Here is a 25,204-nt window from a genome sequence, read left to right on the forward strand (position 1 = left end):
GGTACGCATGACCGACACCGGCCGGATTCCGGACGAGGCACTGCCGGACCACCCCGGCGAGGGGACCACTGCCGCGTCCGTCCGCGGCCGGACGGCACCGCAGCCGGGCCCCGGAGCGCCCGCCCCGTACCCCGACCACGCCGAGCCCCACGACGACGACCAACTCCTGATGCCCGGCTCGCAGGGCGCCTGGATCGAGGGCCGCAGCGGCTCCGGAGTGTTCCCGATCGCCCCGGCGGTCGACACCTACCCCCCGGTGGTCCACACCACCGGATCGACAGCACCCTCCGTCGCTGCTGCCGCTCCCGCCGAACCGCGCCCCACCGCGCCCGCAGGGCCCGCCCCCGTCCTCTCGGTGCCCACCTCGCTGGAGACACCGGACGACGACGAGCCCCCGAACCCGTACGAGGCCGACGCACCCGTGACCGCCGAACCCCCCACACCGACCCCCGCCGCCCAGGCGCCCGTGCCCGCGGCCGGTCCCGAGACACCCCGGACCGCCACCGGGCACGAGCCAGGACCGCACGAGACGGCCGGCCGCGACAGCGCCTCCGTCGAGGTGTCCGACGGTCGAGCCCCCGGCGCGCACCCCGCGCCCGGCCAGGGCCCCGGCGCGCCCCGCCGCCCCCTGCACCTCGGTCCGCCCACCCCGGACACCGCCTCCAGCCCGGTGCGCTCGCTCGCCGACCGGGGACCCGCCGGCTCCCGTCGAGGTGCGGTCAAGGCCCGCCGGAGCCCGCAGGCCGAGCAGCCGGACGCTCCCGAGCAGCCGGAGCCCCAGCGCGCCGCGGCCCCCCTGCCGGGCCCCCAACTCGCCGAGATCCCCCCGCAGGCCGGTGCCCCCTGGGGCCCGCCGCCCGCGTCCGGCGGGCCCACCCCGGGCCCCAGCGAGCTCCACCCGGTGGGGACCGCCCCGCAGGGCGCCCAGACCGTGCCCGCGGCCCAGGTGGCCGCGCCCGTGGCCACGACCGGCGTCCCCGTGACCGACGGGTCCCCGGCCCCCGCGCTCCCCGTCGAGACCCCGTCGACCGCCCCCGCCGCTGAGCAGCAGCCGTCCACCGGGACGGCGGTCCGACCGGAGGGCGACGTACCCGCCCCGGTCGCCCCGGTCGTCGGGGCGTTGCCCACCGAGGCGTTGAACCCCGCCGCCGGTGCGCAGCCGGTCGGGGACCCCACGGAAGGCCGGGGCGTGCGGGTGACCCCCGTAGCGCCCGAGGCCGCCGCGCCCGCGCCCGTGAGCGTCGCGCCGGTGACCCCCGCGCCCGATGCCGCGCTCGCCGCCGTGGCCCGGGCGACCGGCACGTTCCCGATCCAGGACCTGCTCGTTCAGGAAGCGGCCGCCCAGGAAGCGCCGGTGCACGAGGCGCCGGTGCACGAGGCGCGGGTCGCCGAAGTTCCGGCCCCGGTCGGTGAGTTCGTCCCGGTCGCGGGTTCCGTGCCCTCCACCCCGCACCTCGCGCCGACCCCGCCGCACGCCCTCGTCCTCCCGCCGCAGCAGGAGCCGCCCGTACCCGCCGCGCCGGAGGTGCCCGAGGCCCCCGCGCCGGAGGCCACCGCCGTGCCCGAGGCCGTCGAGCCCGCGCCCGTCGCCCCGGTCGTGACGCCCGCTCCGGCGACGGAGCCCGGGGCCACCCCGGCCGCCGGATCCGTGGACCCGCAGCCCGAGTCCGCGGCCGACACCGCTGAACCGGCCGCCGACCAGCCCGCGACCGCCGCCGTCGCCCCCGCCGCCGTCGCCCCCGCCGCCGTCGAGCCCGGCCCGGCCCCCGCGCAGGACCAGCCCGCCACGCCGCCGTCCGACGCGGTCACCGCCCCGGCCGCGGTCGCGACCGCGGAGCCGGCCCAGGTCGCACCGGACCAGCCGGAGCCCTCCGGGGTCACCGCCCCCGAGGCCACCGCCCCCGAGGCGGAGCCCGCGGTGGCCGAGGCCGTGCCCGACTCGGTCACCCCGGACGCGGTTGCCGAAGCAACGCCCACGGCACCCGTCGAAGCCGCCGTCCCCGAGGAGCCCTCCGCCGAGGAGCCCCCCGCCGAGCCGACTCCGGCCGTGGCCGCGCCCGAGCCGACCGACGCCCCCGCGGCAGGGCCGGACCCGTCCGGTGCACCCGAGACGCCCGCCCCCGCCCAGCAGGAAGCGCCCGCCGACGGGCCCACCGCCGCGGCCCCCGTCACCGAGGCGCCCACCGCGCCCACCGACGAGACCGCCGCGGCAGCACCGGCCGAGCCGCACGAGGCACCCGCCGAAGCCACCGCATCGGCCCCCCCGGCCGAGGCAGCGGCTGACGCGACGACGACCGGCGCCCCGGCCGCCGAAGCCCCCGTAGCCACGGCCGAGGCCGCCGAAGCGCCCGCAGCCCCGGCCGCCGAGGCGACGCCGAACGCACCGGAAGCGCCCTCCGGGCCGGCCGCGGAAGCCGAGGTGACGGCGGAAGCCGACACCGCAGTTCCCGCCGAGGCACAGAGCGCGCCGGAGGCCGTGGCGGCCCCGGAGCCCGCGCGTCCTCAGGCACCCGCCGACCAGGCCCCCGCCGACCAGGCGCCCCCCGCCGAGACCCCGGCCTCCCCGGTCACCCCCGAGGCAGCCGACGCCGCCGAGCCGGCCGAGGCCCCGGCCGCCCCCGTCGACTCCGCCGACCCCGCGGAAGAATCCCCGGCCACCGACGGGACCGACGTCCCCGAAGGCGCCGACGTCCCCGAAGACGCCGACACCGCCGAAGCAGCCGAAGCGGAGACCCCCGCGCAGACCCCGGACAGCCTGCCCACCCACTCCGCCGACGACGAGCCCGGCGGCCCCGACGCGGGCACGGAGGCGGACACCGTCACCGTCTCCGTCCAGGACCGCAGCGCTGCCGCCGCCGGCCCGGCGGCCACCCCGGCCCCGTCCGAGGACCAGGCACCCGAGCCCGCCGAACCGGCCGGTCCCGCCGACCAGCCGGCCCCCGCCGACCCCGTCGCCCCCGAGGCGCCCCACGCCGCCCGCCCCGCCGCCCCGGCCTACGACGAGGCCGAGCGCGAGGCGGTGCTACGGGTCATGCGCGAGCGCCGGGACATCCGCAACGGGTTCCGCTCCGACCCCATTCCGCACGAGGTCCTGCTGCGGGTCCTGGAGGCCGCGCACACCGCGCCGTCCGTCGGCCACTCCCAGCCCTGGGACTTCGTGGTGATCCGGTCCGAGGAGACCCGGCAGGCGATGCACGAACTGGCCGCCCGCCAGCGCGACGCCTACGCCAAGTCCCTGCCCAAGGGCCGGGCCAAGCAGTTCAAGGAACTGAAGATCGAGGCGATCCTCGACACCCCGGTGAACATCGTCGTCACCGCCGACCCGACCCGCGGCGGCCGCCACACCCTCGGCCGCCACACCCAGCCGCAGATGGCCCCGTACTCCTCCGCGCTCGCCGTGGAGAACCTGTGGCTCGCCGCCCGCGCCGAGGGCCTCGGCGTCGGCTGGGTCAGCTTCTTCGACGAGCGCGAGATGGTCCGCGCCCTCGACCTCCCCGAGCACCTGGAGGTCGTCGCGTACCTGTGCGTGGGGTACGTCGACGAGTTCCCCGAGGAGCCGGAGCTCGCGCAGGCCGGTTGGTCCCAGCGCCGCCCGCTGTCCTGGGTCGTCCACGAGGAGACGTACGGGCGCCGTGCCCTGCCCGGCGAGGAGCCGCACGACCTGCTCGCCGAGACCGTCGCCGGCATCCGCCCCCTGGACGCCAAGGCGCTCGGCGAGGCGTGGGAGCGGCAGAAGCGGATGACCAAGCCCGCCGGAGCGCTCGGCATGCTGGAGATCATCTCGGCACAGCTCAGCGGCCTCTCCCGGGTGTGCCCGCCGCCGATCCCGGAGCCGGCGGCCGTCGCGGTCTTCGCGGGCGACCACGGGGTGCACGCCCAGGGCGTGACCCCCTGGCCGCAGGAGGTCACCGGCCAGATGGTCGCCAACTTCCTCAGCGGCGGCGCGGTCTGCAACGCGTTCGCCCAGCAGGTCGGCGCCGAGGTGTGCGTCATCGACGTCGGTGTGGCGTCCGACCTGCCCGCTTCACCCGGCCTGCTGCCGCGCAAGGTGCGCGCCGGCACCGCCGACATGACCACCGGGCCCGCGCTGACCCGCGAAGAGGTCACCTCGGCCATCGAGGTCGGCATCGAGACCGCCCGCGACCTGGTGGCCGCGGGCAACAAGGCGCTGCTCACCGGAGAGATGGGCATCGCCAACACCACCGCGTCGGCCGCGCTGATCTCCGTGTACACCGGGGCCGACCCCGCGGAGGTCACCGGTCGGGGCACCGGCATCAACGACGAGACGCTGGCCCGCAAGACGGACGTCGTCCGGCGGGCGCTGCAACTCCACCAGCCGGACCCGGCCGACCCGATCGGCGTGCTCGCGGCGGTCGGCGGCCTGGAACACGCCGCGTTGGTGGGTCTGGTGCTGGGCGGCGCCTCCCTGCGCACCCCCGTCATCCTGGACGGCGTCAGCGCGGGTGCGGCGGCCCTGGTCGCCCGGGCCATCGCCCCCGAGGCGCTCGCGGCGTGCATCGCCGGCCACCGCAGCGCCGAGCCGGGCCACGTCGCGGCCCTCACCAAGCTCGGACTGCGGCCCCTGGTCGACCTGGACCTGCGGCTCGGCGAGGGAACCGGCGCGCTGCTCGCCCTGCCGCTCGTCCAGAGCGCCGCCCGCGCCATGCACGAGGTGGCCACCTTCGACTCCGCCGGGGTCACCGAGAAGTGACCCGCCCCGATCCGGGGGAGCACCGGCCGCGCGACCGGCCGCAGTTCCCCCGGATCGCCGGGCCCGTCACCGCCCCGCTCGGCACCGGCCCGGCGGGGCCTCCCGCCGCGCCCCGGTTCCGACGCCCCGGCGACCGCCCCGACCGCGGCCCCGACCAGCGAAACCGTATCGTTGACCAGCGGGAACCCCGCCCACGGGCATCCGACACGTCCCAGCCGTGGGGTCCCCCGCCCGTCCGGAACAGCACGCCGCTCCACCGTCGCAGCGGCCCACCCGAGGAGCCGCCATGCCCACGTCCGCCAGCGATCCGGCCTACCCCGTCGGGCTCCGCCTCACCGGCCGCCGGGTCGTGGTGCTCGGCGGCGGCCAGGTGGCGCAACGCCGCCTTCCCGCACTGATCGCAGCCGGCGCCGACATCCACCTCGTCTCGCCCTCGGCCACCCCCTCCGTGGAGGCCATGGCCGACTCCGGCGAACTCACCTGGCACCGCCGCCGCTACGAGGACGGCGACCTCGCGGACGCCTGGTACGTCCTGGTGGCCACCCAGGACCGCGCGGCGAACACCCGGGCGTCCGCGGAGGCCGAGGCCCGCCGGATCTGGTGCGTGCGCTCCGACGACGCCGACGCCGCCACCGCCTGGACCCCCGCCACCGGCCACAGCGCCGGCGTCACCGTGGCCGTCCTCACCACCGACGCCCAGGGCCGTGACCCCCGGCACACCGCGGCGATCCGGGACGCCGTGGTCGAGGGCCTGCGCGACGGGACCCTGGTCGCCCCCCACCACCGGGCCCGCGCCGCGTCCGTCGCGCTCGTCGGCGGCGGCCCCGGCGACCCCGACCTGATCACCGTCCGCGGCCGCAGACTGCTCGCCGAGGCGGACGTCGTCATCGCGGACCGGCTCGGCCCCCGCGATCTGCTCGCCGAACTGCCGCCGCACGTCGAGGTGATCGACGCGGCGAAGATCCCCTACGGCCGGTTCATGGCCCAGGAGGCCATCAACGAGGCGCTGATCGAGCACGCCAGGGCCGGCCGGACGGTGGTCCGGCTCAAGGGCGGCGACCCGTTCGTCTTCGGTCGGGGCATGGAGGAGGCCGAGGCGCTGGTCGAGGCCGGCATCCCGTACACGGTCGTGCCCGGCATCTCCAGCTCGATCTCCGTGCCCGGCGCGGCGGGCATTCCGGTCACCCACCGGGGCGTCGCCCACGAGTTCACCGTGGTCAGCGGCCACGTGGCACCCGACGACGACCGCTCGCTGGTGGACTGGGCGGCCCTCGCCCGACTGCGCGGCACCCTCGTCGTGCTGATGGGCGTGGACAAGATCGGCCGGATCGCTGAGGCACTGATCGCCCACGGCCGGGGCGCCGACACGCCCGTGGCCCTCGTCCAGGAGGGCACCACCGCCGCCCAGCGCCGGGTGGACGCGACGCTCGCGACCGTCGCCGCCACCGTCGAGCGCGAGGGCGTGCGCCCGCCCGCGGTGATCGTCATCGGTGACGTCGTCCGGGTCGGCCCCCAGGCGCCGGGCGCCCCCACCGGGGCCGCACCCAGCTGAACCCGTACCGGCCCGGTGCCACCCACCGGGCCGGTGGGCACGGCCGCAGCGCCCACCCCTCCCACCTCCACTGGCCCCGAACCCGGACAAGGCGGTACCACCCCGTGGCCGAACTGATCACCGTCGAGGACCCCGACGACCCCCGACTGCGGGACTACACCGGACTCACCGACGTCGAACTGCGCCGCCGGCGCGAGCCCGCCGAAGGACTGTTCATCGCCGAGGGCGAGAAGGTCATCCGCCGTGCACGGGACGCCGGGTACGCGATGCGGTCGATGTTGCTGTCGTCCAAATGGGTCGACGCCCTGCGCGACGTGATCGACGAACTCCCCGCGCCCGTCTACGTGGTGACCCCCGAACTGGCGGAGCGGGTCACCGGTTACCACGTCCACCGGGGCGCCCTCGCCTCCATGCAGCGCGCCCCCCTGCCGACCGCGGACGACCTGCTCACCACCGCCCGCCGGGTCGTCGTCATGGAGTCGGTGAACGACCACACCAACATCGGCGCCATCTTCCGTTCCGCCGCGGCCCTCGGCATGGACGCCGTGCTGCTCTCCCCGGACTGTGCCGACCCGCTGTACCGCCGTTCCGTGAAGGTCTCCATGGGCGCCGTGTTCTCCGTGCCGTACGCCCGACTGGAGTCCTGGCCGAACGGTCTGGAAGCGGTGCGCGCGGCGGGCTTCGACCTCCTCGCGCTGACCCCCGACGCGCAGGCGGTCACCCTGGACGCGGCGGCGCCGCACCGCCGGGAACGCGTCGCGCTGATGCTGGGCGCCGAGGGCGACGGCCTCTCCGCCCGGGCCCTGCGGGCCGCGGACGAGTGGGTCCGCATCCCGATGGCGCACGGCGTGGACTCGCTGAACGTCGGCGCCGCCGCGGCGGTCGCCTTCTACGCGGTCGTCACCGGCCGCCCGACCGCCTGATCCGACGGCCCGACCGGCGCCCCGCCAGCGGTCAGCGGGCGGCGGTGGCGTCGGGAGCGGCCCGGTCCGCGGCGTCCGTCACCGCGGGGACGGGAACCCCGGCCCCGCTGGCGGGACCCTGGCAGCCCTGGGCAGCGGCGATGCCCAGCGCCACCAGCAGCGTCACCACCACGAACACGATGAGCCGCTGGCGCAGCAGCCGGGGGTTCGCCGGACGCCGCCCCGCACCCGTCGGCCGCTGCCTCTCGCGCCCGTTGCGGGGGGCGGGCCGGGCGCCCGAGCGGGGGGCCCGGGTGCCGCTCCGCGATCCGTTCCCCGGACGGGTGCCCGAGCGGTTGGCGCCGGAGGATTGGGTGGGGCGGGGCGGGCGACCCGCTCCGGAGCGCTGGGTCGGCTGCGCGGCCCGGGACGCCTTGGACGACGAGGAGGGCCGCGGGGGCGGGGTGCCCTGCGGACGGCGCTGGGTGCGCTGGGCGGCGTACTCCGCGGCCAGCCCCCCCGACGGCCGGTCCGGCTGACCGCGCGGCACGGGCGGTCGCGGATCGGTCAGCCCCTGGGCCTCACGAGCGGCGATCTCCTTGAGCCGCAAGGACAGTTGCAGGGTGCTGGGCCGCTCCTCCGGGTCCTTCGCGAGACAGGCCCGCACCAGCGGCGCCAGTGCATCGGGCACTCCGCCCAGCTGCGGCTCCTCGTGCACCACGCGGTACAGCATCACCTCGGAACTGCCGTGGCCGAAGGGCGAGTCGGAGGTCGCCGCATACGCGAGCGTCGCCCCGAGCGCGAACACGTCGGTCGCCGGGGTGACGGCGGCACCCCGCACTTGTTCGGGGGCGAGGAAGCCGGGGGAGCCCACCGCGGTGCCGACGTGCGTCAGCGTGCTCGCGCCGGTCGCCCAGGCGATGCCGAAGTCGATGATCCGGGGGCCCTTGGGGGACAGCAGGATGTTCGACGGCTTCAGGTCCCGGTGGACGACCCCGGCCTCGTGGACCGCGACCAGCCCCTCGGACAGTGCCGCTCCGATCGCCGCCGCATCGGCCGCGGGCAGCGGACCGTCGTCGGCGACCCGGTCGTGCAGGGAGGGCCCGGGTACGTACTGGGTGGCGAACCAGGGCCGCTCCGCCTCCAGATCGGCGGCGACCAGCCGCGCCGTGCAGCCACCGCGGATCCTGCGGGCCGCCGACACCTCACGGGCGAACCGCTGGCGGAACTCCTGGTCCTCGGCGAGATCGGGGCGGATGACCTTCAGCGCGACCCGCTGGCCACGACGGTCCGACCCGAGGTAGACGACCCCCATGCCGCCCGCTCCGAGCCGTCGGTGCAGCCTGAACGAGCCGACCACACGCGGGTCCTCACGCCTCAGGCGCATCATCGCCATGTTCATCCCCGCTGCCCGGTCCGGTTGACGAGCCACAGCTTACGTACACCGGGCCCGGAGCGCGCAGAGGCCGCGCCCTCTCGATCCGATCGATTGTCCGTGCCGGACCAACAGTGTGAAGGGGGGTCAGGGAACCGGCGCGGCTCGGGCGCCGGACCCGCGACCGGGACCAACCGGCTTTTCGGCCAAGGCGGTTGACCCGACGGCGGACGGCGGCACCGGAGCACCGGCACGCGTGCCCCGGGGGCGCCGCGAGGAGGTGCGGGCAGCGGGCCGAGCGGGTCGCCACGGGGCGTCACGGACGCGAGCGGACGGGGCGGAAGTGAGCGAACTCACCCGTGACGGGCGCACCGCCCCGAGCACCCGCCGCCCGCCCCGCGGGTCCCCTCGGGGAAGACCCCGAGACGTGCGCGCCCGTCTCCACCCAGGGGAGTACGTGCGGGGGAGCCGGTCATCCTTGCGGAGGCCAGGCAATCGGTACGAGGGCATGACGACCGGACGGCTCCCCGGTCATAGATTTGTCGTCAAGCGGCGGGTGCGGTACTCGTCCCCCGAGGTCAAGCGCCCGCCGCTCCGTACACACGACGTGCGACGGGCCCGGCACCGGGTCCCGCACGGGAGACAACCAGGAGAGGGACCATGGCGGACACGGCCACCCGGACCATGATCCGTGCACGAGGACGCAACGCGTACGCCGCGTTCGACGGCAGCCGGCCCGGTGAGCGCCACCCCCTGGTGGCGACGGCCATGGTCCTCCCCCTGGCGGCCCTGCTCGTAGTCGTCTTCGGCGGCTGGGAAGCAGTGGTCACCCAAGCGTCGTCCGTGGTGGAGATGCTGGGGCGCTGAGCGGCGCCCCGGGCCCGGAAGAGCGGTCCGGGCGGGGACATCCCACCATGAAACCCCGTGGGGACGGGGGTGCGGCGGACGGCACAAGGCCCGCGCAACCTGGGGAGGTTGCGCGGGCACTTTGCTGTGTCAACCCCCCAGCCCCCAGCCCGCAGCCCCGGGACCTGAGGGGCCGGACGGGCTCGTAGGCTGACCGGAGCGCGGCGGTCGGTACGGACGGCCCGTCGAACCAGGGGCGGGGCAGTCGATGAGCGGTGCGGTGGTGCAGGGACTGCGGGTACGGGCCCGGACCGCGGTCCACGGGGCGGACCCGGAGTGCGACTGCGGGCACGTCGGTGACGTGCTCGCCCGGCGGGACGACGGGGTCGTGGTGCGCCACGGCGACGTCGTGGCCAAGGCGCACGCCGACGGCTCCGATCCGGAGGAACTGGCCGCCCGGATCGCGGTGGCGGGCCACCCGGCGCTGGCGGACGTGCTGCTGCCCCCGCTGGCCCCCGGCGCGACGGAGCACACCGCCGCCCCCGCGACGACACTGGCCGGCCGCCCGGTCAGCCTCTGGCCGTACGGGGTCCCGGTCGATCCCGACGCCCCCGAGCGCGCGCCGTGGGAGGCGGCGGGCGCCCTGCTGGCCCGCCTCCACCGCGTCGACGTGTCCCGGCTGCCCGGCCCCCTGCCCGCGATGCGCGGGCCGACGAAGGCCGCGCTGGCCGTCCACCGGATGCGGACCGGGGCCGGTGGCGGGTCCGGCCTCCCCTGGCCGCTGCGCGCGGGCCCGGCCGCAGCGGCGGTCGCAGCCGTGGAACGCGCCTGGCGGACCCTGCCGCCCTGGGCGCGGGACGAGGCGGCGGCACCCGGCCCGCCCGCGCTCTGCCACGGCGACCTCCACCTGGGGCAACTGGTCAGGGCGCCGGACGGCCCCTGGCGCCTGATCGACGTGGACGACCTCGGCGCCGGGCCGGCCGTCTGGGACCTGGCCCGGCCCGCCGCCTGGTACGCGTGCGGGCTGCTCGGTCCGGACGAGTGGAGCCGTTTCCTCGGCGCGTACCGCGCGGGGGAGGGCCCCGCGGTGCCCGCCGGGGGCGACCCCTGGCCGGCGCTGGACGTCGCCGCGCGGGCCCTGACCGTGCAGACGGCGGCCCTGGCGATCACCAGGAGCCTGCGGGAGGGCCGCCCGCCCGACGGGGACGAGTGGGCGGTGATCAGTGCCTGCGACCGGATGGGCGGGGCGCCGCCCGCCGAGTGACCCGTTCGTCGGGGGAGTTGGCCGGGAGGGAAGCGAAGTAAGGTGCAGGAGAACGAAAGCCGGGCAGTATTCCGGCGAAGCGGTACCTAACGGCGAGGAGTTGAGCCCGTCCATGCAGTGTCCGAAGTGCCACGCGCCCATGAACACGTACAACCGCAACGGCGTCCAGATCGAGCAGTGCTCCGGTTGCCGCGGGATATTCCTGGACTACGGCGAGTTGGAGGCGCTGACGCGGTTGGAGTCCCAGTGGACCCAGCCCGCGCCGCCGCCGCCCGCCCCGCAGGGCTACCCCGCCCAGGCCCCGCCCGCACCGGCCTGGGGCGCACCGCAGCACGGTGGGCACGGCGCGCACCACGGTCACCACGGGGGTCACGGCGGCCACCGGAACCGCGGCTTCGGGCGGATGCTGTTCTCCTCCTGAGCCCACGGCCCGCCCGCCGCACGACGGCGCGTGAACGGTTCCGTGTCCCCGGAGGCCCCCTGGTCCCCGGGGCACGGAGTCGGTCCTTGCGCACGTGAGGCACACGGCCCGGGCACGACGCAGCCCCCGGTGTCGAGGACGACCGGGGGCTGACGGGTGGTGCGCGATACTGGGATTGAACCAGTGACCTCTTCCGTGTCAGGGAAGCGCTCTCCCGCTGAGCTAATCGCGCGGGGTGTCCCGGGAGACTACCAGGAGCGGTGACCCGGAGGCCCGCCCGGAAGTCGACCGGAGGGTGGTGCGGTGTACTGCGTGCGCGATACTGGGATTGAACCAGTGACCTCTTCCGTGTCAGGGAAGCGCTCTCCCGCTGAGCTAATCGCGCGGGCACCCGAAGCCGGGTCCAGTGGACGATACTGGGATTGAACCAGTGACCTCTTCCGTGTCAGGGAAGCGCTCTCCCGCTGAGCTAATCGTCCGTGGAGGTGGAGACGGGATTTGAACCCGTGTAGACGGCTTTGCAGGCCGTTGCCTCGCCTCTCGGCCACTCCACCAGGGATGCGACGGGTTCTGGGAACTCCCCGCTCCTGAGCGGACGACGAGGTTCGAACTCGCGACCTCAACCTTGGCAAGGTTGCGCTCTACCAACTGAGCTACGTCCGCATGTCGTTTCGGTGCGCTTGCGCGTCCCGGCGACGTGTTGAACTCTAGCGGATTCCCGGGGAACCACAAAAACGCGTTTACGCAGCGTGCTGCCCCGACACCACCCCACGGCGCCCACCGGGCCCCCGGCCTAGACTCGCAGCCGTGCGTACCCTCCCCGCCCTGGCCCGCTTCGGCGGCCTCCTCGCCACCGGTCTGCGTGACGTGACCAGCGATCCCGCCGCGCTGGACGGCCGGGGCTTCTGGGCCGTGTGCGCCGACTTCGAGGGCCGGCTGGTGTGCGCGCGCTTCGACGACGTACGACCCGCCCCGGTGCCCGCGCCGGCTCCGGGGGCGTGGCGGGGCCCCGGCCCGGACGACTGGGCGTCCTCGCTCGACCGCGAGGCGTACACCCGGGGCGTGCGGCGCGTCCGCGACCACATAGCGGCGGGCGAGGTCTACCAGGCGAACCTGTGCCGGGTCCTGTCGGCTCCCGTGGCTGCGGACGCGGACGTGGACGCGTTGACCGCACTGCTCGCCCGCGGCAACCCCGCCCCCTACGCCGGAACGATTCGCCTGCCGGAACACGGCGTGGAGGTCGCCACCGCCTCGCCCGAACTGTTCCTGCGCCGCACGGGCCGGACCGTGGAGTCGGGGCCGATCAAGGGCACCGGACGCACCGAAGCCGACCTGCTGGAGAAGGACCACGCCGAGAACGTCATGATCGTGGACCTGGTCCGCAACGACCTCGGCCGGGTCTGCGTCACGGGCTCGGTCACCGTCCCCGACCTCTGCGTGGTCGAGAAGCACCCCGGGCTCGTCCACCTCGTCTCCACCGTCCGCGGCGAACTGCGCCCCGGCGCGGGCTGGGCGGAACTGCTGGGCGCTGCCTTCCCGCCCGGGTCCGTCACGGGGGCGCCCAAGTCCAGCGCCCTGCGGATCATCGAGGCCCTGGAGGTCGGACCGCGCGGCCCCTACTGTGGGGGCATCGGCTGGGTCGACGCCGACCGGGGCACGGGTGAGCTGGCCGTGGGCATCCGCACCTTCTGGATCGACCGTGCCGCGGGTCTGCTGCGCTTCGGCACCGGTGCGGGCATCACCTGGGGCTCGGACCCGGAACGCGAGTGGCGCGAGACCGAACTGAAGGCGGCCAGACTACTCACCGTGGCATCGGGCGGCGCGCCGCCCCCCACGGACCCCGACCCCCTGGAGGGCTCCCTGTGAAGATCTGGCTCGACGGCGGACTCCGGGACGGCGCATCCGCGCGCGTCTCCGTGTTCGACCACGGACTCACCGTCGGTGACGGGATCTTCGAGACGATGAAGACCGTCGACGGGCGGGCCTTCGCCCTGACCCGCCACCTGGACCGGCTGGCGCGCTCCGCCCGCGGCCTCGGCCTGCCGGAACCCGACCTCGACGAGGTCCGCCGGGCCTGTCGCGCCGTCGTGGACGCCAACCCCATGCCGCTCGGACGGCTGCGCGTCACCTACACCGGGGGCGATTCCCCGCTCGGCTCCGACCGGGGAGAACACCCGCCCACCCTGGTCGTCGCGATCGGCCCGGTCTCCCGGCGCGCCGACACCACCGCGGTCGTCACGGTGCCCTGGACCCGCAACGAGCGCGGGGCGCTGGCCGGGCTGAAGACCACCTCGTACGCCGAGAACGTGGTCGCGCTCGCCCGGGCCCGGGAACGGGGCGCCACGGAGGCGCTGTTCGGCAACACGGTCGGACGGCTCTGCGAGGGCACCGGATCGAACGTCTTCGTCGTCCTCGACGGCCAGCTCCACACCCCGCCCGTCGCCTCGGGCTGCCTCGCGGGCATCACCCGTGCGCTCGCCGTCGAGTGGTCGGACGCACAGGAGACGGACCTGCCGTTGGACGTCCTGGACCGCGCGGAGGAGATCTTCCTCACCTCGACGCTGCGTGACGTCCAGGCCGTGCACCGCGTCGACGGCCGTGAACTGCCGGCGCCCGGACCGGTGACCGCCAAGGCGATGCGGATCTTCGCCGAGCGGTCCGCCGACGACCTGGACCCGTGAGCCGGTGACCGCGCCCCCGGGCGCGCTCGCGAAATCCCGATGACTGGGTGCCGCCCGGCGGGTAGACATCAGCGATGACCACCACCCTGCGGCCGACCGGGCCGCTCCAGCAACTCGCCGACGGGGGCCGCTCCCGGCACTTCCGGATCTGCGTCAACAGTCGTCCCGTGGGCGAGATCGACCTCGCCACCGACGAGCGGTTCGGCCCCCGGGTGGCCCGGGTGCGCGCGCTGCGGGTCGACGAGCCGGACCGGGGCCGCGGCCGGGGGACGGTCGCCGCGCTCGCCGCCGAGGAGGTGGCCCGCGGCTGGGGCTGCCGGCGGATCGAGGCCTCGGTCCCGGCCGACGCCCCGGTGGCCCTCCGACTCGGCCGGGCCCTCGGGTACGTGGAGCGCAACCGGCTGATGGCCCTCGACCTCGACCGGGCGGCGCCCCCGCTCCCGGACGGCCCGGCCCGGCCGATGACCCCGGCCGAGTACGGTCCCTGGCGCACGACGTCCCAGGAGGCGTACGTCGGTGACTGGATCGAACGGGGCGTGCCGGAGGACGAGGCCCGGGCCAAGGCCGAGCGCGACTACCTCCGTCTGTTGCCCGACGGACTCGACACCCCGGGGGCGGCGATCAGCGTCCTCGAACACCGGGGCACGGTGGTCGGGACGATCTGGGTCGCCCACGGCGCCGAGAGTTCCTACGTCTACGAGGTGGAGGTCGTCCCGGAGCACCGGGGCCACGGCCACGGACGCACCCTGATGCGGCACGCCGCGGCGCAGGCGCTCGCCGCGGGGCACCGGACGCTCGGCCTCAACGTCTTCCTCGGCAACACCCCGGCCCTGCGGCTGTACGAGTCCCTGGGGTTCGAGTCGACCGTCCACCACCTCTACAAGCCCCTGTGACCGTTGCGGCGGGAAGGGTCAGCGGGCGAGCAGTCCGTCCACGATCTCCTCGATGCGCTCCCGCAGTCCGTCCTGACTCTCGCCCCCGTCGAGCCGTTGCCCGTCGATGACGTACGTCGGGGTGCCCGTCACGCCCAGCGCCTTGCCCTCCGCCTGGTCGGCGTCGACGATCAGGGTGTGCCGCCCGTCGATCAGCGCGGTGTCGAACTCCTCCGCGTCCAACCCCAGCTCCCGGGCCACCTCGACCAGCAACGCCTCGCCCCCGCGGTCCAGTTCCTCGGCCCGGGCGAGCACCGCCTCGACGTAGGGCCAGCCCCGGCCCTGCACCGTCGCTTCCTCCGCGGCCTGGGCGGCGGCGAACGCGTGCCGGTGCTTGGCCAGCGGGAAGTGGCGCAGCCGCAGCTCCAGTCGGTCCCCGTAGCGGGCCCGCAGGGCGTGGAGGTCGTCCAGCGCGGTCCGGCAGTCGGGACACTGGAGCTCGCACCAGAGGTCGAGGACGGGACGGCCCGCGGGCTGCGGGGAAGCGGAGTCGTTCATGGGGCAAGTCTCGCAGCTCTCCCCGGCCGGTCCGGCCCGGGACCTGGGGAGGAGATCGACCCCGAGTTCTCCCTGAGGTGCGTTCCGGCCGTGGCCCGCGGGGCCGGGGTCGGTGCAGGATGGAGGGGGACGAACCGTCCGACCGATTCAGCTGGAGGCCGGCATGATTGCCGAAACCGTGTGTTCCGCCGTGGCCGTGGCGGGCCTGGGCATCGCGGCGGTCACCGCCTACCGCAAGCGGTTCCTCGCCGCGGCCCGGACCGCCGCCTATGCGCTCGTACCGCTCGGGCTGGTCATGACCGGGGCCGTCCAGTGGATCGTGGACACCGCTTTCAGCCCGACCGCGTGGGCCGGGTTCGGGGTGCTCGGCGTGGCGTGGGGCCTGTTCATGACGACCCGGGCGGTGGAGCGGCGGCGCGGGGTGAGCCGCAAGGACCGGCGGGCGGCCAAGGCCCAGGCGAAGGCGGCCGGTGCCGCGGAGCGGGAGGCGGTGGCGCCCGGCGCGTCGTCGCAGGCGGGCGGCCGTCCGTCGCTCAAGCCGTCCAAGTCGTCCGCCAAGCCCGCCTCCCGACCGTCCTCGGCCCCCGGCTCGGAGGACTTCAGCGACATCGAGGCCATTCTGAAGAAGCACGGCATCTGACGGCTGTCGACTCCCGCCGGGCGCCGCGCCCGGGCACGAACGCCCTGCCGAGCCATCTCAGCATGTGACACGGAATCCGGTGAACTCCCGCCCAATACGGGCGTGTTGATCGCGTCGCGTCGGGTGATGCGTCATCATCGGCGCGAGATGCTCGACACCACGCACCACGGTGCCGCCCTCGTCGATCCAGTCGCCGCCGATGCGGCGGACCGGGCCGGTCGGGCCCCCCTGGACGACGGCGCCACCAGGAACCACACAGCCACCCCCGCCCACACAGCCACCTCCGCCCACACCGTGCGCCCCAGCGCACGCCGGCCACGGAACCGACGCACCGCGCCCCCGGTGCGGCTCCCCTCCGGAGCCGACCCGTCCCGCGCGCACCCGGCAGGACCACCCCCGTCCCCGGTGGCGGTCCGCCGGGCGCACGCCCGCCCGACGGGCCGCAAGGACCTCCGACGGTCACCCTGGGTCACCACGTACGGGGGGCGGTCAGCGCGTCCCGTCAGCCGGCGGGACCCGGTCGAGCCGCCGCCGGCCGCCCCTCCTCGACCGGAACCGACCGGAACGCCTTCCGTCGACGTGCCCGCGGGGGTTCCCCAGGAGGCGCAGGGCTGTCTCTTCGCCCTCTCCCAACCACCACTGATGATCTTCCTGACGGTGATCGGCACCCTGCTGATGATGGGGGCGGTGCACGACCTGTTCCTGCTCGGGCGCTGACCGGGCCCGGGGGACGGGCGGTCCGCCCCGTTCAGCCGGTGGCCCCCCTGCGGCGGGCCCGGTACGCGGCGACGTGCAGGCGGTTGCCGCAGGTGCGGCCGTCGCAGTAACGACGGGAGCGGTTGCGGGACAGGTCCACGAAGGCCCGCCGGCAGTCCGGGGCCGCGCAGCGCCGCAGCCGCTCCTGCTCCCCGGCGACCACGAAGAACGCGAGGGCCATCCCGCAGTCCGCCGCGAGGTGGTCCCCGATGGAGGCTCCCGGCGCGAAGTAGTGCATGTGCCAGTCGTAGCCGTCGTGGTCGGTGAGCCGTGGGGTGGTGCCCGCCCCGGCCACCAGTTCGTTGATCAGTGCCGCCATCGTCGCCGGACCGTGGCCCGCGAACGCCTCGGCGAACCGGGCGCGGACCCGGTGCACGGCCGTGAGGTCCGCCTCGGTCAGGGCGCCGACGTCACTGATCTCGTGGTCGTGCACGAAGGCCCGCAGTGCGGTGAGGTCGGCCAGTCCGTCACTCTTCGGATCGGCGTCGTCGTCCTCCGGCGCGGAGTTCACCAGGTCGACCACGGTGTTCAGGGCGCACCGGGTGTCATGGGTGATCAGCACGAATCGCTCCCCTGGCCGCGAACCGGACCCGTGGCCCGTCTTGAGGGCCGATGCTACTGGCTCCGCGAGCCCCTGTACGGGCGCCTGCGCCCCTCCCGGGCCCCGGACGCACTCACCGGCGCCCCCGCACGGTGTTCCGCTGCGGTGGCGCCGGTGAGTGCCCTCTACGGGGGCCGGGGCCCGCGCCGTCTCCCCGAGTCGGACGGCGTCGGGCTCGTTCGGTGTGGCTGTGCCTGCCCTCTCTCGTCGTGCGGTGGCCCTCCCGGACCTCTCCTAGCTCTCGGCCAGGATGTGGGACAGCTCCGTATCGAGATCGAAGTGGCGGTGTTCCGTGCCCGGCGGCACGGCTGCGTCCGTTCGCTTCAGGAACGATTCCAGGGCCCGCGCCGGGGCCTCCAGCAGAGCCTCGCCTTCGGGGGAGCTCAGGGCGATGCACACCACGCCCTGACCGTGGCTCCGGGACGGCCAGACGCGGACGTCGCCGGTGCCGGTGGGCCGGTGCAGGCCCTCGGCGAGGAGATCGCGGGCGAAGACCCACTCGACGGTCTCCTCGGCTCCGGTGTGGAAGGTGGCGTGCACGGCGTAGGGATCGGCCGTGTCATACCGCAGTCCTGCGGGAACAGGCAGTGAGGACTCGCTCGACACAACGAGGCGCAGGTGCAGCTCGCAGCTGACCGTGGTGTTCATAAGCGCCATGGCCTTTCGCTCAGTGTGCGCTCGGGGATTCGCACGTCGGCGAAATCGACATGCCACCTACGGTGCCGTTGTAAACCCCTCTGAGGGTTTTGCGTGTCTTTAGGTACCCCGTACGGCGGAGCCATTGTTCGTACCACGGGACCATTCCGGTGACCGGATTCCTTCGGGTACGTTTGTCCCCATGAATACGGGGAGTGACGGAACGGGGAAGGTGGCCTTGGCGGCCGACGACGCGGAAGACGAGCAGGCGGAACGGCCCCTGGGCTCCCGGGCCCCGGCGTACGTCCAGCGGCGCAAGGTGCTGCACCTGAGCTGGCAGGTCGGCGTGTTCATCGTGGGACTCGCCGTGGTCGGCGCCGGCGTCGCGATGCTGGTGCTGCCCGGTCCCGGCTGGCTGGTGATCTTCGCCGGCATGGCCATCTGGGCGACCGAGTTCGTCTGGGCCCAGCTGGTGCTCCGCTGGACGAAACGCAAGGTCACCGAGGCGGCGCAGCGGGCGCTCGACCCCAAGGTGCGCCGTCGGAACATGATCCTCACGGGGCTCGGTCTCACCATCATCGGGGTGCTCATGGGCTACTACCTGTGGAAGTACGGGCTGACCATGCCCTGGGACGTCGAGTGGTGAGCCGCTCGGCGGGCCCGTCCGGGGGGCGGGCCGGGGTGGTCGGAGCGCCGGCTGACATGCGGTAATGTTCTCCGTGCACCCGGGGCGATTAGCTCAGTGGGAGAGCGCTTCGTTCACACCGAAGAGGTCACTGGTTCGAACCCAGTATCGCCCACCCCGGACCCGTGGCCCGGAGGCCCCAAAGCCTCCGGGCCACGGGTATTTGGCGTGATGCTTCACTGACCGTGTTCGAGGCTGAATTGTCACCGTCGCTTTCCGGTGAATTCCACGCGCCGGAACTCCGCTTCTCCGGGGTGATTCTGACCGGCGCTCAGTTCGCCCCGCCACGACCCCCGTCGAAGCCCCGCCCGGAGCCGCGCGGCCCCGGGCGGGGCACCCTCACCCGTCGGCCCTCAGTGCAGCCGACCGAGCGCCGTACGGAATCGGCGCACGTCCCGTAGACGGTGTTCGTACGTCGCGCCCACCCCCAGCAGCAGCAGACCGGCGAGCGCCGGCGGCAGCCAGCGCGGCAGGGCTCCCGCCACCTGGGCGACGTACGGGGCGAGTTCGTGCAGGGCCACCAGTGCGACGACCGTCCCGCCGAGGACCAACGGCGCCTGGAGGCGGTGGCGCGCGCCCACCAGGGTCACGCCGAGCGCCCCCGCGCCGAGCAGCAGCGGCCGTACCCATCCGGGGTCAGACCAGGCGGCCATCAGCGAGGGCAGCAGCGTCACGGCCAGGCCCGGTCCGTACGCGGCCCAGGAGGAGGTCAGCGGACGGCCCCGCCTGCGCAGCACCCCCACCGCCAGGGCCAGCGCCGTCACCGGAAGGGCGTACGCCTCCGGGGCCGTCACCTCCCAGCCGAGCAGCCGGGCCCAGGTGGAGAGCACGAACAGCGTGGCCGCCACGTACCCCGCCGCCCGCCGGTCGGCGCGCAGCGCGGTCACCGCCGCCAGTGCGCCGCACACGCCGAGGACCAGGGAGAGCACCGCTGCGTCCGGTGCGGCGAGCAGCACCGCGACGACCGCCGCCGGCACCCCGCCGCCCTCCACGGCCCGGGTCAGCGGATCGTCCCCGAGCCAGGCCGCGAGCAGGACGGTGACCGTCGGCACGGTGAGGAGCAGCAGGGCGGTACCCGGGTGGCCGAGGTCGAGCGCGGCTCCGACGGCCCCGAGCAGACCGGTGGCGTAACCGAGGCAGACCACGGCCGCCACCGGGGCCGCGAGCGGCACGCGGCTCCCGCGCAGCGCCCGACCGGCGCCGGCGGACACGGCGCACAGGGCACCCAGGACCACCAGGGTGGCGGTCTGCGTGGCCAGGGCCAGGGACGTGGTGCTGAGCGAGGTCAGCAGGGCGAGCAGCAGCGCCGGGTGCGGCAGGGCCGTCGGCCCGCCCTCCTTGCCGGGCGTGGCGCCGCCGGGTGCGATCCCGCCGTGACGGCACCCCCGGGCCACCAGGACGGCCACCAGCACCCCGTACGCCGTCAGCGCCGCCGCGTAGGGCAGTCGCAGGGCCGACGGGAGCGAGACGGCGCCCGCCCAGCCCAGTACGACGACGGCGAGCCGCAGCCGCGGGTCCGGGGCACCGCCCCGCTCCCGCAGGACGGCGAGGCCGTACGCCACGGCGGCGAGCACCGCGAGCACCACGGTCGCCGCCAGCGGCTCCGGGAGCCCGGCACTCCCTTCCGGGGACGGCAGGTGCTCGGGGGTCCCGGACCACACCGCGCCCCACTGCCGCAGCGGTCCCACCACGCCCAGCGCCACCACGGGGCCCGCCCACAGCAGGCCCGCCGCCTGCACGACCCCCGCCGCCAGCAGCACACCGCGGCGCACCGGACCGGCCGGCCACCGCGACGGGTCCGGCAACAGGGCCGCGGCGCCCAGGACGAGCGCGACCGACAGGTACCCGGGAAGCACCCAGGCGTCCGGCAGGAACCGGGCCGGAGCGACACCGAGCGCCGCCACCGCGAGGAGGCCGCCGGTCAGCGACAGCGCCAGGGCGAGCCCCGTCGACGTCACCGCCCGGGCCGCGGCCACCGCGAGGGCCGCGGTCGCCGCCAGCAGCGCGGCACCGACCAGGGAGTCCGCCCACGAGTCGGCCGACCCCACCTGCCACAGGCTCGCGAGCACCGCCGCCGACCCCACGACCCCCGCCGTCACGGCGGCGGTGATCCGCACGGCACGGCCCGGGGCGCGCAGCGCCAGCACCGTGTCGCCGGCGCTCGTCACCAGGAGCGCCGCAGCCAGCACCGGGACCTCCGCCCCCGCGGCCACCGCCCACAGGAACAGCACCGGTTGTGCGGCGAGCACCGCGGCGGGGACGGGCAGCCGCAGGGCGCGGACCGCCAGCCCGTAACCCGCCCACCCGGTGGCCAGGGCCGCCGCGGCGACCGCCGTGTAGGCCGTCGTCCCCAGTTCGGGCAGCGCCACCCGGTGCACGGCGTACGCGTCCAGGACCGTCAGCACCAGGCCGGTGCCGGCGATCGCCTCGGCGGTGGAGCGCAGCCCCCGGCGCAGCGCGACCAGCGGCACGGCGAGCGCCGCCGCGGTCACCGCGCCGAGCACCAGGGAGCGCCCCGCGATGCCCATCCGCCCCCAGCTCAACAGCGTGAAGGCGACGGCCGCCACCGCCAGCAGCAAGCCGCCCAGCACCAGCAGGAGGTTCTGCACCCCGCGCGCACCCGTGTCGGGGCGCAAAGCCCTCGACCCGGGCGGGGGGCCCGGGCGGGCCGGTGGCGGGACGGGGGTGGCCCGAAGCACGTTCAGCAGCCAGGCCCGGCGCTGGAGCAGGACCGCTCGACGGGCGTCCAGCATCCCGAGTTCGCGGTCCACCAGCCGTAGTTCCTCGGCCGGCGGGGGGTAGTTCGTCATACCGGGAGTGTGACGAGGCTCGACGCGCACCACCTGAGCACGCGTACTCAGCCGCCGTACTCAGTGGTCGGGCGCGTCCCGCCGGGAGGGGCGCCCCCGCCCGGGCACACTGCCGGCATGGACTGGTGCCACTACCGCCTCCACAGCCGTTGGGACCTGCCCGCGCCGCCCGGCACCGTCTTCGCCGTCCTGGAACGGGCCGAGGACTACCCGCGCTGGTGGCCGCAGGTCCGGGAGGTGACCCCGGCGCCCGGGCGCACCGGCGACGGGGAGCCCACCGGCACCGCCCGGTTCCGGTCGTTCCTGCCGTACGCCCTCGTCGTCACCGCGACCCGCGTCCGGAGCGACCCGGCCGCCGGCGTGCTGGAGGTCGCCATGAGCGGGGACCTCGACGGCTGGGCCCGCTGGACCCTGGCGCCCGGTGGGCTCGGCACCCTCGCCCGCTACGACCAGGAGGTCGAGGTGCGCCGGCCGTCGATGCGGCGGCTCGCCGTGCCGGGCCGGCCCTTCTTCCTGCTCAACCACGCGTGGATGATGCGCTGCGGGCGGCACGGCCTCACCGCGCTGCTGCGTCGGGGCACGTACCCGGGGGCGGGCGGAACGGTTTGAACGAACCCGCCCGGGGCCTGTATGGTTCAGTGCGTTCCCGGGCGATTAGCTCAGTGGGAGAGCGCTTCGTTCACACCGAAGAGGTCACTGGTTCGAACCCAGTATCGCCCACCCGGGAGAGGACCGGTCCGCCGAGAGGCGGGCCGGTCCTTCTGCGTGCGGACGCCCGCCGGGCCCTCAGACGGCGGTCCGCAGTTCGGGGCGCAGCGGCCAGGCCGGGTCGACCGCCTCCTCGGTGCCGGGACGCGCGAACCACGCCTGGGGACCGCGGGCTTGTGCGGCGTGCCAGACCGCCTGGAGGGTGTGCAGTTCGGCGGGCGAGAGCCGGCCGAGCCGGGCCGCGAAGCGCTGGCCCACCGCTCGGACCACCTCGATCGCCCGCAGGGCGTCGGCCGCCGTGTCGTGCGCCCCGACCGGTTCCACGGCGTAGTGCGCGCACAGGTCGGCCAGGGTCCGGCCGCCCTTGCGGTAGCGGTCGAAGTGCCGGTCGAGCACCCACGGGTCGAGCACCCGCAGCGGGGTGGTCTCCAGGTAGCGGGGGAGCGTGGCCGCCCGGTGCCGACGCAACTCGCGGTCCAGCAGGGTCAGGTCGAACGGCGCGTTCATCACCACCAGGGGGCGGCCCGCCGCGCCGTGGTCGCTGAGCGCGCGGGCGATCTCCTCCATCACCGGGGACGGCCACCGGCCGGTCCGCGCCACCTGCTCGTCCGTCAGGCCGTGCACCGCCGTGGCCCGCTCCGGTATCGGCACGCCCGGGTTGACCAGCCAGCGCGTCACCCGGGGGCGCCCGCCCGGCGCGTCCTGACAGACCACGGCCGCCGCGACGATCCGGTCGGACTCGACGTCCACGCCGGTGGTCTCCGTGGCGAAGGCGGCCAGCGGGCCCTCGTACCAGAGCGTCATGGTCACCCAACTCCTCAGTCCAACGCGGCACTTGGCTGTCACCTACTGCCCGCTCGGGTGATACCCGGGCCGCTTCGGGCATACGCGGGCCGGCGGCAAGACCCCGCCTCGGTTACGGCAGTTCGACGACCCGTCGGCACCGCTGGCAGCGGAGGGGGAACGTCCCCCCTCCGAGGAGACCTGGCGCCGCCGTGCGGGCCGGGGCGCGGTGACCGGGCGCGGCCGGGCCGGGGCGCACGAGGGCGCGCCGGGGGAGTGCACGGGGCGTCGCCCGGGGTAACCGTTTCGCGGTGGACGGCCCCGGCTCGGTACGATCCGGGGAGCGCGTACCCGCGACTGGTAGCGCCCCACCTTCAGGCAGGAGAGTCCGGTGTCAGACGTCCGTGTGGTCATCCAACGCGATTCCGAGCGGGAAGAGCGAGCGGTGACGACGGGCACCACGGCCGCCGACCTGTTCCCCGGCGAGCGTTCCGTCGTCGCCGCCCGGGTGGACGGCGACCTGAAGGACCTCGCGTACGAGGTGCGCGACGGGGAGAGCGTCGAGCCCGTCGACATCTCCTCCGAGGACGGCCTCGACATCCTGCGCCACTCCACCGCGCACGTCATGGCGCAGGCCGTGCAGGAACTGTTCCCCGAGGCCAAGCTCGGCATCGGCCCGCCGGTCCGGGACGGCTTCTACTACGACTTCGACGTGGCCAGGCCCTTCACCCCCGAGGACCTCAAGGCCGTCGAGAAGAAGATGCAGGAGATCCAGAAGCGCGGCCAGCGCTTCTCGCGCCGCGTCGTCAGTGACGAGGCGGCCCGCGAGGAGCTGGCGGACGAGCCGTACAAGCTGGAGCTGATCGGCCTCAAGGGCGCCGCCTCGCACGACGACGGCGCGGACGTCGAGGTCGGCGCCGGCGAGCTGACGATCTACGACAACCTGGACGCCAAGACCGGGGACCTGTGCTGGAAGGACCTCTGCCGGGGCCCCCACCTGCCGACCACCCGGAACATCCCCGCGTTCAAGCTGATGCGCAACGCCGCCGCGTACTGGCGCGGCAGCGAGAAGAACCCGATGCTCCAGCGCATCTACGGCACCGCCTGGCCCTCCAAGGAGGAGCTGAAGGCGCACCTCGACTTCCTCGCCGAGGCCGAGAAGCGCGACCACCGCAAGCTCGGCAACGAGCTGGACCTCTTCTCGATCCCCGACCAGATCGGCTCCGGCCTCGCCGTCTTCCACCCCAAGGGCGGCGTGGTCCGCCGGGTCATGGAGGACTACTCCCGGCGCCGCCACGAGGAGGAGGGGTACGAGTTCGTCTACACCCCGCACGCCACCAAGGGGAAGCTGTTCGAGACCTCCGGGCACCTCGACTGGTACGCCGACGGCATGTACCCGCCCATGCAGCTCGACGAGGGCGTGGACTACTACCTCAAGCCCATGAACTGCCCGATGCACAACCTGATCTTCGACGCGCGGGGTCGCTCCTACCGTGAGCTCCCGCTGCGCCTGTTCGAGTTCGGGACGGTGTACCGGTACGAGAAGTCGGGGGTCGTGCACGGCCTCACCCGTGCCCGCGGCTTCACCCAGGACGACGCGCACATCTACTGCACCAAGGAGCAGATGGCGGACGAGCTCGACTCGACGCTGACCTTCGTGCTGAACCTGCTGCGCGACTACGGCCTCACCGACTTCTACCTGGAGCTGTCCACCAAGGACCCCGAGAAGTTCGTCGGCTCCGACGAGATCTGGGACGAGGCCACTGAGACGCTGCGCAAGGTCGCCGAGAAGCAGGGCCTGCCGCTGGTCCCGGACCCGGGCGGCGCCGCCTTCTACGGCCCGAAGATCTCCGTCCAGGCCAAGGACGCCATCGGCCGGACCTGGCAGATGTCGACCGTGCAGCTCGACTTCAACCTGCCGGAGCGCTTCGACCTGGAGTACACCGGCCCCGACGGCACCAAGCAGCGGCCGGTCATGATCCACCGTGCGCTGTTCGGGTCGATCGAGCGGTTCTTCGCGGTGCTCCTGGAGCACTACGCGGGGGCCTTCCCGGCGTGGCTGGCCCCGGTCCAGGCGACCGGCATCCCGATCGGTGACGCCCACGTGCCGTACCTGGAGGACTTCGCCCGGCAGGCCCGCAAGCGCGGGCTACGGGTGGAGGTCGACTCCTCCTCGGACCGGATGCAGAAGAAGATCCGCAACGCGCAGAAGCAGAAGGTGCCGTTCATGATCATCGCGGGCGATGAGGACATGGCGAACGGCGCGGTCTCCTTCCGCTACCGCGACGGCTCCCAGGAGAACGGCATCGCCGTCGCCGACGCCCTCGCCAAGATCGAGCAGGTCGTCGCGGACCGCACCCAGGTCTGATCCGGCGCTCCGGCGTCCGGCCCCCGGGAGGCTCG

Annotated in this window: 20 protein-coding genes and 7 tRNA genes; 16 read left to right on the forward strand and 11 right to left on the reverse strand. The window is 75.0% G+C overall.

Features of this window, described 5'->3' with window-relative positions:
• The first annotated feature begins 7 nt into the window (after positions 1-7).
• The 3 genes from cobT (at position 8) to ACFYOU_RS25255 (ending at position 7,186) form a co-directional block, all read left to right on the forward strand.
• Positions 8-4,711, forward strand: a complete 4,704-nt coding sequence (gene cobT / locus ACFYOU_RS25245; protein WP_391308730.1) for a nicotinate-nucleotide--dimethylbenzimidazole phosphoribosyltransferase — start codon at positions 8-10, stop codon at positions 4,709-4,711.
• A gap of 286 nt (positions 4,712-4,997) precedes the next feature.
• Positions 4,998-6,263 (forward strand): uroporphyrinogen-III C-methyltransferase, encoded by a 1,266-nt coding sequence (gene cobA / locus ACFYOU_RS25250; protein ID WP_385493204.1) that lies wholly within the window; start codon positions 4,998-5,000, stop codon positions 6,261-6,263.
• Between the two features lie 104 nt (positions 6,264-6,367).
• Positions 6,368-7,186, forward strand: coding sequence for a TrmH family RNA methyltransferase (locus ACFYOU_RS25255; RefSeq protein ID WP_391308732.1), 819 nt, complete (start codon positions 6,368-6,370; stop codon positions 7,184-7,186).
• 31 nt (positions 7,187-7,217) lie between these two features.
• On the opposite strand, the gene ACFYOU_RS25260 is transcribed toward ACFYOU_RS25255, so the two are convergent.
• Positions 7,218-8,567: a protein kinase gene (locus ACFYOU_RS25260; RefSeq protein WP_391308733.1), complete on the reverse strand. Its 1,350-nt coding sequence runs from the start codon at positions 8,565-8,567 to the stop codon at positions 7,218-7,220.
• 633 nt (positions 8,568-9,200) lie between these two features.
• Between ACFYOU_RS25260 and ACFYOU_RS25265 the strand changes: the two genes are divergently transcribed.
• The 3 genes from ACFYOU_RS25265 to ACFYOU_RS25275 all read left to right on the forward strand — a co-directional run bounded on the left by ACFYOU_RS25265 (position 9,201) and on the right by ACFYOU_RS25275 (position 11,071).
• Positions 9,201-9,407: a hypothetical protein gene (locus tag ACFYOU_RS25265; RefSeq protein ID WP_391308735.1), complete on the forward strand. Its 207-nt coding sequence runs from the start codon at positions 9,201-9,203 to the stop codon at positions 9,405-9,407.
• Between the two features lie 247 nt (positions 9,408-9,654).
• Positions 9,655-10,650, forward strand: coding sequence for a phosphotransferase (locus tag ACFYOU_RS25270; protein WP_391308736.1), 996 nt, complete (start codon positions 9,655-9,657; stop codon positions 10,648-10,650).
• A gap of 112 nt (positions 10,651-10,762) precedes the next feature.
• Positions 10,763-11,071 carry a zf-TFIIB domain-containing protein gene (locus tag ACFYOU_RS25275; RefSeq protein WP_385493210.1) on the forward strand — a complete coding sequence of 103 codons (309 nt, stop codon included), beginning with the start codon at positions 10,763-10,765 and terminating at the stop codon, positions 11,069-11,071.
• A gap of 157 nt (positions 11,072-11,228) precedes the next feature.
• Here ACFYOU_RS25275 and ACFYOU_RS25280 read toward each other — a convergent pair.
• The 5 genes from ACFYOU_RS25280 to ACFYOU_RS25300 all read right to left on the reverse strand — a co-directional run bounded on the left by ACFYOU_RS25280 (position 11,229) and on the right by ACFYOU_RS25300 (position 11,734).
• Positions 11,229-11,303 (reverse strand) — tRNA-Val (locus ACFYOU_RS25280).
• 81 nt (positions 11,304-11,384) lie between these two features.
• Positions 11,385-11,456: transfer RNA gene (locus ACFYOU_RS25285), tRNA-Val, on the reverse strand.
• Positions 11,457-11,478: 22 nt separating this feature from the next.
• A tRNA-Val gene (locus tag ACFYOU_RS25290) sits at positions 11,479-11,550 on the reverse strand.
• Between the two features lies 1 nt (position 11,551).
• Positions 11,552-11,625: transfer RNA gene (locus tag ACFYOU_RS25295), tRNA-Cys, on the reverse strand.
• 36 nt (positions 11,626-11,661) lie between these two features.
• Positions 11,662-11,734, reverse strand: a tRNA-Gly gene (locus ACFYOU_RS25300).
• Positions 11,735-11,878: 144 nt separating this feature from the next.
• Between ACFYOU_RS25300 and ACFYOU_RS25305 the strand changes: the two genes are divergently transcribed.
• The 3 genes from ACFYOU_RS25305 to ACFYOU_RS25315 all read left to right on the forward strand — a co-directional run bounded on the left by ACFYOU_RS25305 (position 11,879) and on the right by ACFYOU_RS25315 (position 14,645).
• On the forward strand, positions 11,879-12,937 hold the full coding sequence (locus tag ACFYOU_RS25305) for a chorismate-binding protein (RefSeq protein WP_391308738.1): 1,059 nt from the start codon (positions 11,879-11,881) through the stop codon (positions 12,935-12,937).
• Positions 12,934-13,752: an aminotransferase class IV gene (locus ACFYOU_RS25310; protein ID WP_391308740.1), complete on the forward strand. Its 819-nt coding sequence runs from the start codon at positions 12,934-12,936 to the stop codon at positions 13,750-13,752. The genes ACFYOU_RS25305 and ACFYOU_RS25310 overlap by 4 nt, the downstream gene beginning before the upstream one ends.
• A 74-nt stretch (positions 13,753-13,826) precedes the next feature.
• Complete coding sequence (locus ACFYOU_RS25315) at positions 13,827-14,645, forward strand: GNAT family N-acetyltransferase (RefSeq protein WP_391308742.1); 819 nt, start codon at positions 13,827-13,829, stop codon at positions 14,643-14,645.
• 18 nt (positions 14,646-14,663) lie between these two features.
• Here ACFYOU_RS25315 and ACFYOU_RS25320 read toward each other — a convergent pair whose 3' ends face one another.
• Entirely contained in the window at positions 14,664-15,182 is a 519-nt protein-coding gene (locus tag ACFYOU_RS25320; protein ID WP_391308743.1) for a DsbA family protein, read from the reverse strand.
• A 163-nt stretch (positions 15,183-15,345) separates the two neighbouring features.
• Here ACFYOU_RS25320 and ACFYOU_RS25325 point away from each other — a divergent pair, with 163 nt between their 5' ends.
• Together ACFYOU_RS25325 and ACFYOU_RS25330 are read left to right on the forward strand one after the other, a co-directional pair.
• Entirely contained in the window at positions 15,346-15,822 is a 477-nt protein-coding gene (locus ACFYOU_RS25325; protein WP_391308745.1) for a hypothetical protein, read from the forward strand.
• Positions 15,823-15,948: 126 nt separating this feature from the next.
• Positions 15,949-16,539, forward strand: a complete 591-nt coding sequence (locus tag ACFYOU_RS25330) for a hypothetical protein (RefSeq protein WP_391308903.1) — start codon at positions 15,949-15,951, stop codon at positions 16,537-16,539.
• 31 nt (positions 16,540-16,570) lie between these two features.
• Here the strand turns inward: ACFYOU_RS25330 and ACFYOU_RS25335 are convergent, their stop codons facing one another.
• The gene (locus ACFYOU_RS25335) at positions 16,571-17,140 is read right to left on the reverse strand and encodes a CGNR zinc finger domain-containing protein (RefSeq protein ID WP_391308747.1); all 570 of its coding nucleotides are present in this window, start codon (positions 17,138-17,140) and stop codon (positions 16,571-16,573) included.
• A gap of 273 nt (positions 17,141-17,413) precedes the next feature.
• Positions 17,414-17,827, reverse strand: coding sequence for an SsgA family sporulation/cell division regulator (locus ACFYOU_RS25340; RefSeq protein ID WP_003959770.1), 414 nt, complete (start codon positions 17,825-17,827; stop codon positions 17,414-17,416).
• 190 nt (positions 17,828-18,017) lie between these two features.
• On the opposite strand from ACFYOU_RS25340, the gene ACFYOU_RS25345 reads away from it, so the two are divergent.
• On the forward strand, positions 18,018-18,461 hold the full coding sequence (locus tag ACFYOU_RS25345) for a TIGR02611 family protein (protein WP_391308749.1): 444 nt from the start codon (positions 18,018-18,020) through the stop codon (positions 18,459-18,461).
• A gap of 82 nt (positions 18,462-18,543) precedes the next feature.
• A tRNA-Val gene (locus ACFYOU_RS25350) sits at positions 18,544-18,615 on the forward strand.
• A 238-nt stretch (positions 18,616-18,853) separates the two neighbouring features.
• Here the strand turns inward: ACFYOU_RS25350 and ACFYOU_RS25355 are convergent.
• On the reverse strand, positions 18,854-21,310 hold the full coding sequence (locus ACFYOU_RS25355; RefSeq protein ID WP_391308751.1) for an SCO7613 C-terminal domain-containing membrane protein: 2,457 nt from the start codon (positions 21,308-21,310) through the stop codon (positions 18,854-18,856).
• 117 nt (positions 21,311-21,427) lie between these two features.
• Here ACFYOU_RS25355 and ACFYOU_RS25360 point away from each other — a divergent pair, with 117 nt between their 5' ends.
• Entirely contained in the window at positions 21,428-21,919 is a 492-nt protein-coding gene (locus ACFYOU_RS25360) for an SRPBCC family protein (protein ID WP_391308753.1), read from the forward strand.
• Positions 21,920-21,958: 39 nt separating this feature from the next.
• Positions 21,959-22,030 (forward strand) — tRNA-Val (locus tag ACFYOU_RS25365).
• Between the two features lie 66 nt (positions 22,031-22,096).
• Here the strand turns inward: ACFYOU_RS25365 and ACFYOU_RS25370 are convergent.
• Complete coding sequence (locus tag ACFYOU_RS25370; RefSeq protein WP_391308754.1) at positions 22,097-22,822, reverse strand: exonuclease domain-containing protein; 726 nt, start codon at positions 22,820-22,822, stop codon at positions 22,097-22,099.
• A gap of 370 nt (positions 22,823-23,192) precedes the next feature.
• On the opposite strand from ACFYOU_RS25370, the gene thrS reads away from it, so the two are divergent.
• Positions 23,193-25,169 (forward strand): threonine--tRNA ligase, encoded by a 1,977-nt coding sequence (thrS, locus tag ACFYOU_RS25375; protein WP_387001007.1) that lies wholly within the window; start codon positions 23,193-23,195, stop codon positions 25,167-25,169.
• The last annotated feature ends 35 nt before the right edge of the window (positions 25,170-25,204 follow it).

It is taken from the genome of Streptomyces sp. NPDC005955, from assembly GCF_042871255.1.
Lineage (GTDB): Bacteria > Actinomycetota > Actinomycetes > Streptomycetales > Streptomycetaceae > Streptomyces.

Coding starts and splice junctions, on each gene's coding strand:
- ACFYOU_RS25265 (WP_391308735.1), top strand. CDS start 9,201: ATGGCGGACACGGCCACCCGGACCATGATCCGTGCACGAGGACGCAAC.
- ACFYOU_RS25345 (WP_391308749.1), top strand. CDS start 18,018: ATGAATACGGGGAGTGACGGAACGGGGAAGGTGGCCTTGGCGGCCGAC.
- ACFYOU_RS25370 (WP_391308754.1), bottom strand. CDS start 22,822: ATGACGCTCTGGTACGAGGGCCCGCTGGCCGCCTTCGCCACGGAGACC.
- ACFYOU_RS25260 (WP_391308733.1), bottom strand. CDS start 8,567: ATGAACATGGCGATGATGCGCCTGAGGCGTGAGGACCCGCGTGTGGTC.
- ACFYOU_RS25340 (WP_003959770.1), bottom strand. CDS start 17,827: ATGAACACCACGGTCAGCTGCGAGCTGCACCTGCGCCTCGTTGTGTCG.
- ACFYOU_RS25355 (WP_391308751.1), bottom strand. CDS start 21,310: ATGACGAACTACCCCCCGCCGGCCGAGGAACTACGGCTGGTGGACCGC.
- ACFYOU_RS25315 (WP_391308742.1), top strand. CDS start 13,827: ATGACCACCACCCTGCGGCCGACCGGGCCGCTCCAGCAACTCGCCGAC.
- ACFYOU_RS25325 (WP_391308745.1), top strand. CDS start 15,346: ATGATTGCCGAAACCGTGTGTTCCGCCGTGGCCGTGGCGGGCCTGGGC.
- cobA (WP_385493204.1), top strand. CDS start 4,998: ATGCCCACGTCCGCCAGCGATCCGGCCTACCCCGTCGGGCTCCGCCTC.
- ACFYOU_RS25360 (WP_391308753.1), top strand. CDS start 21,428: ATGGACTGGTGCCACTACCGCCTCCACAGCCGTTGGGACCTGCCCGCG.
- ACFYOU_RS25275 (WP_385493210.1), top strand. CDS start 10,763: ATGCAGTGTCCGAAGTGCCACGCGCCCATGAACACGTACAACCGCAAC.
- ACFYOU_RS25320 (WP_391308743.1), bottom strand. CDS start 15,182: ATGAACGACTCCGCTTCCCCGCAGCCCGCGGGCCGTCCCGTCCTCGAC.
- ACFYOU_RS25330 (WP_391308903.1), top strand. CDS start 15,949: ATGCGTCATCATCGGCGCGAGATGCTCGACACCACGCACCACGGTGCC.
- cobT (WP_391308730.1), top strand. CDS start 8: ATGACCGACACCGGCCGGATTCCGGACGAGGCACTGCCGGACCACCCC.
- ACFYOU_RS25270 (WP_391308736.1), top strand. CDS start 9,655: ATGAGCGGTGCGGTGGTGCAGGGACTGCGGGTACGGGCCCGGACCGCG.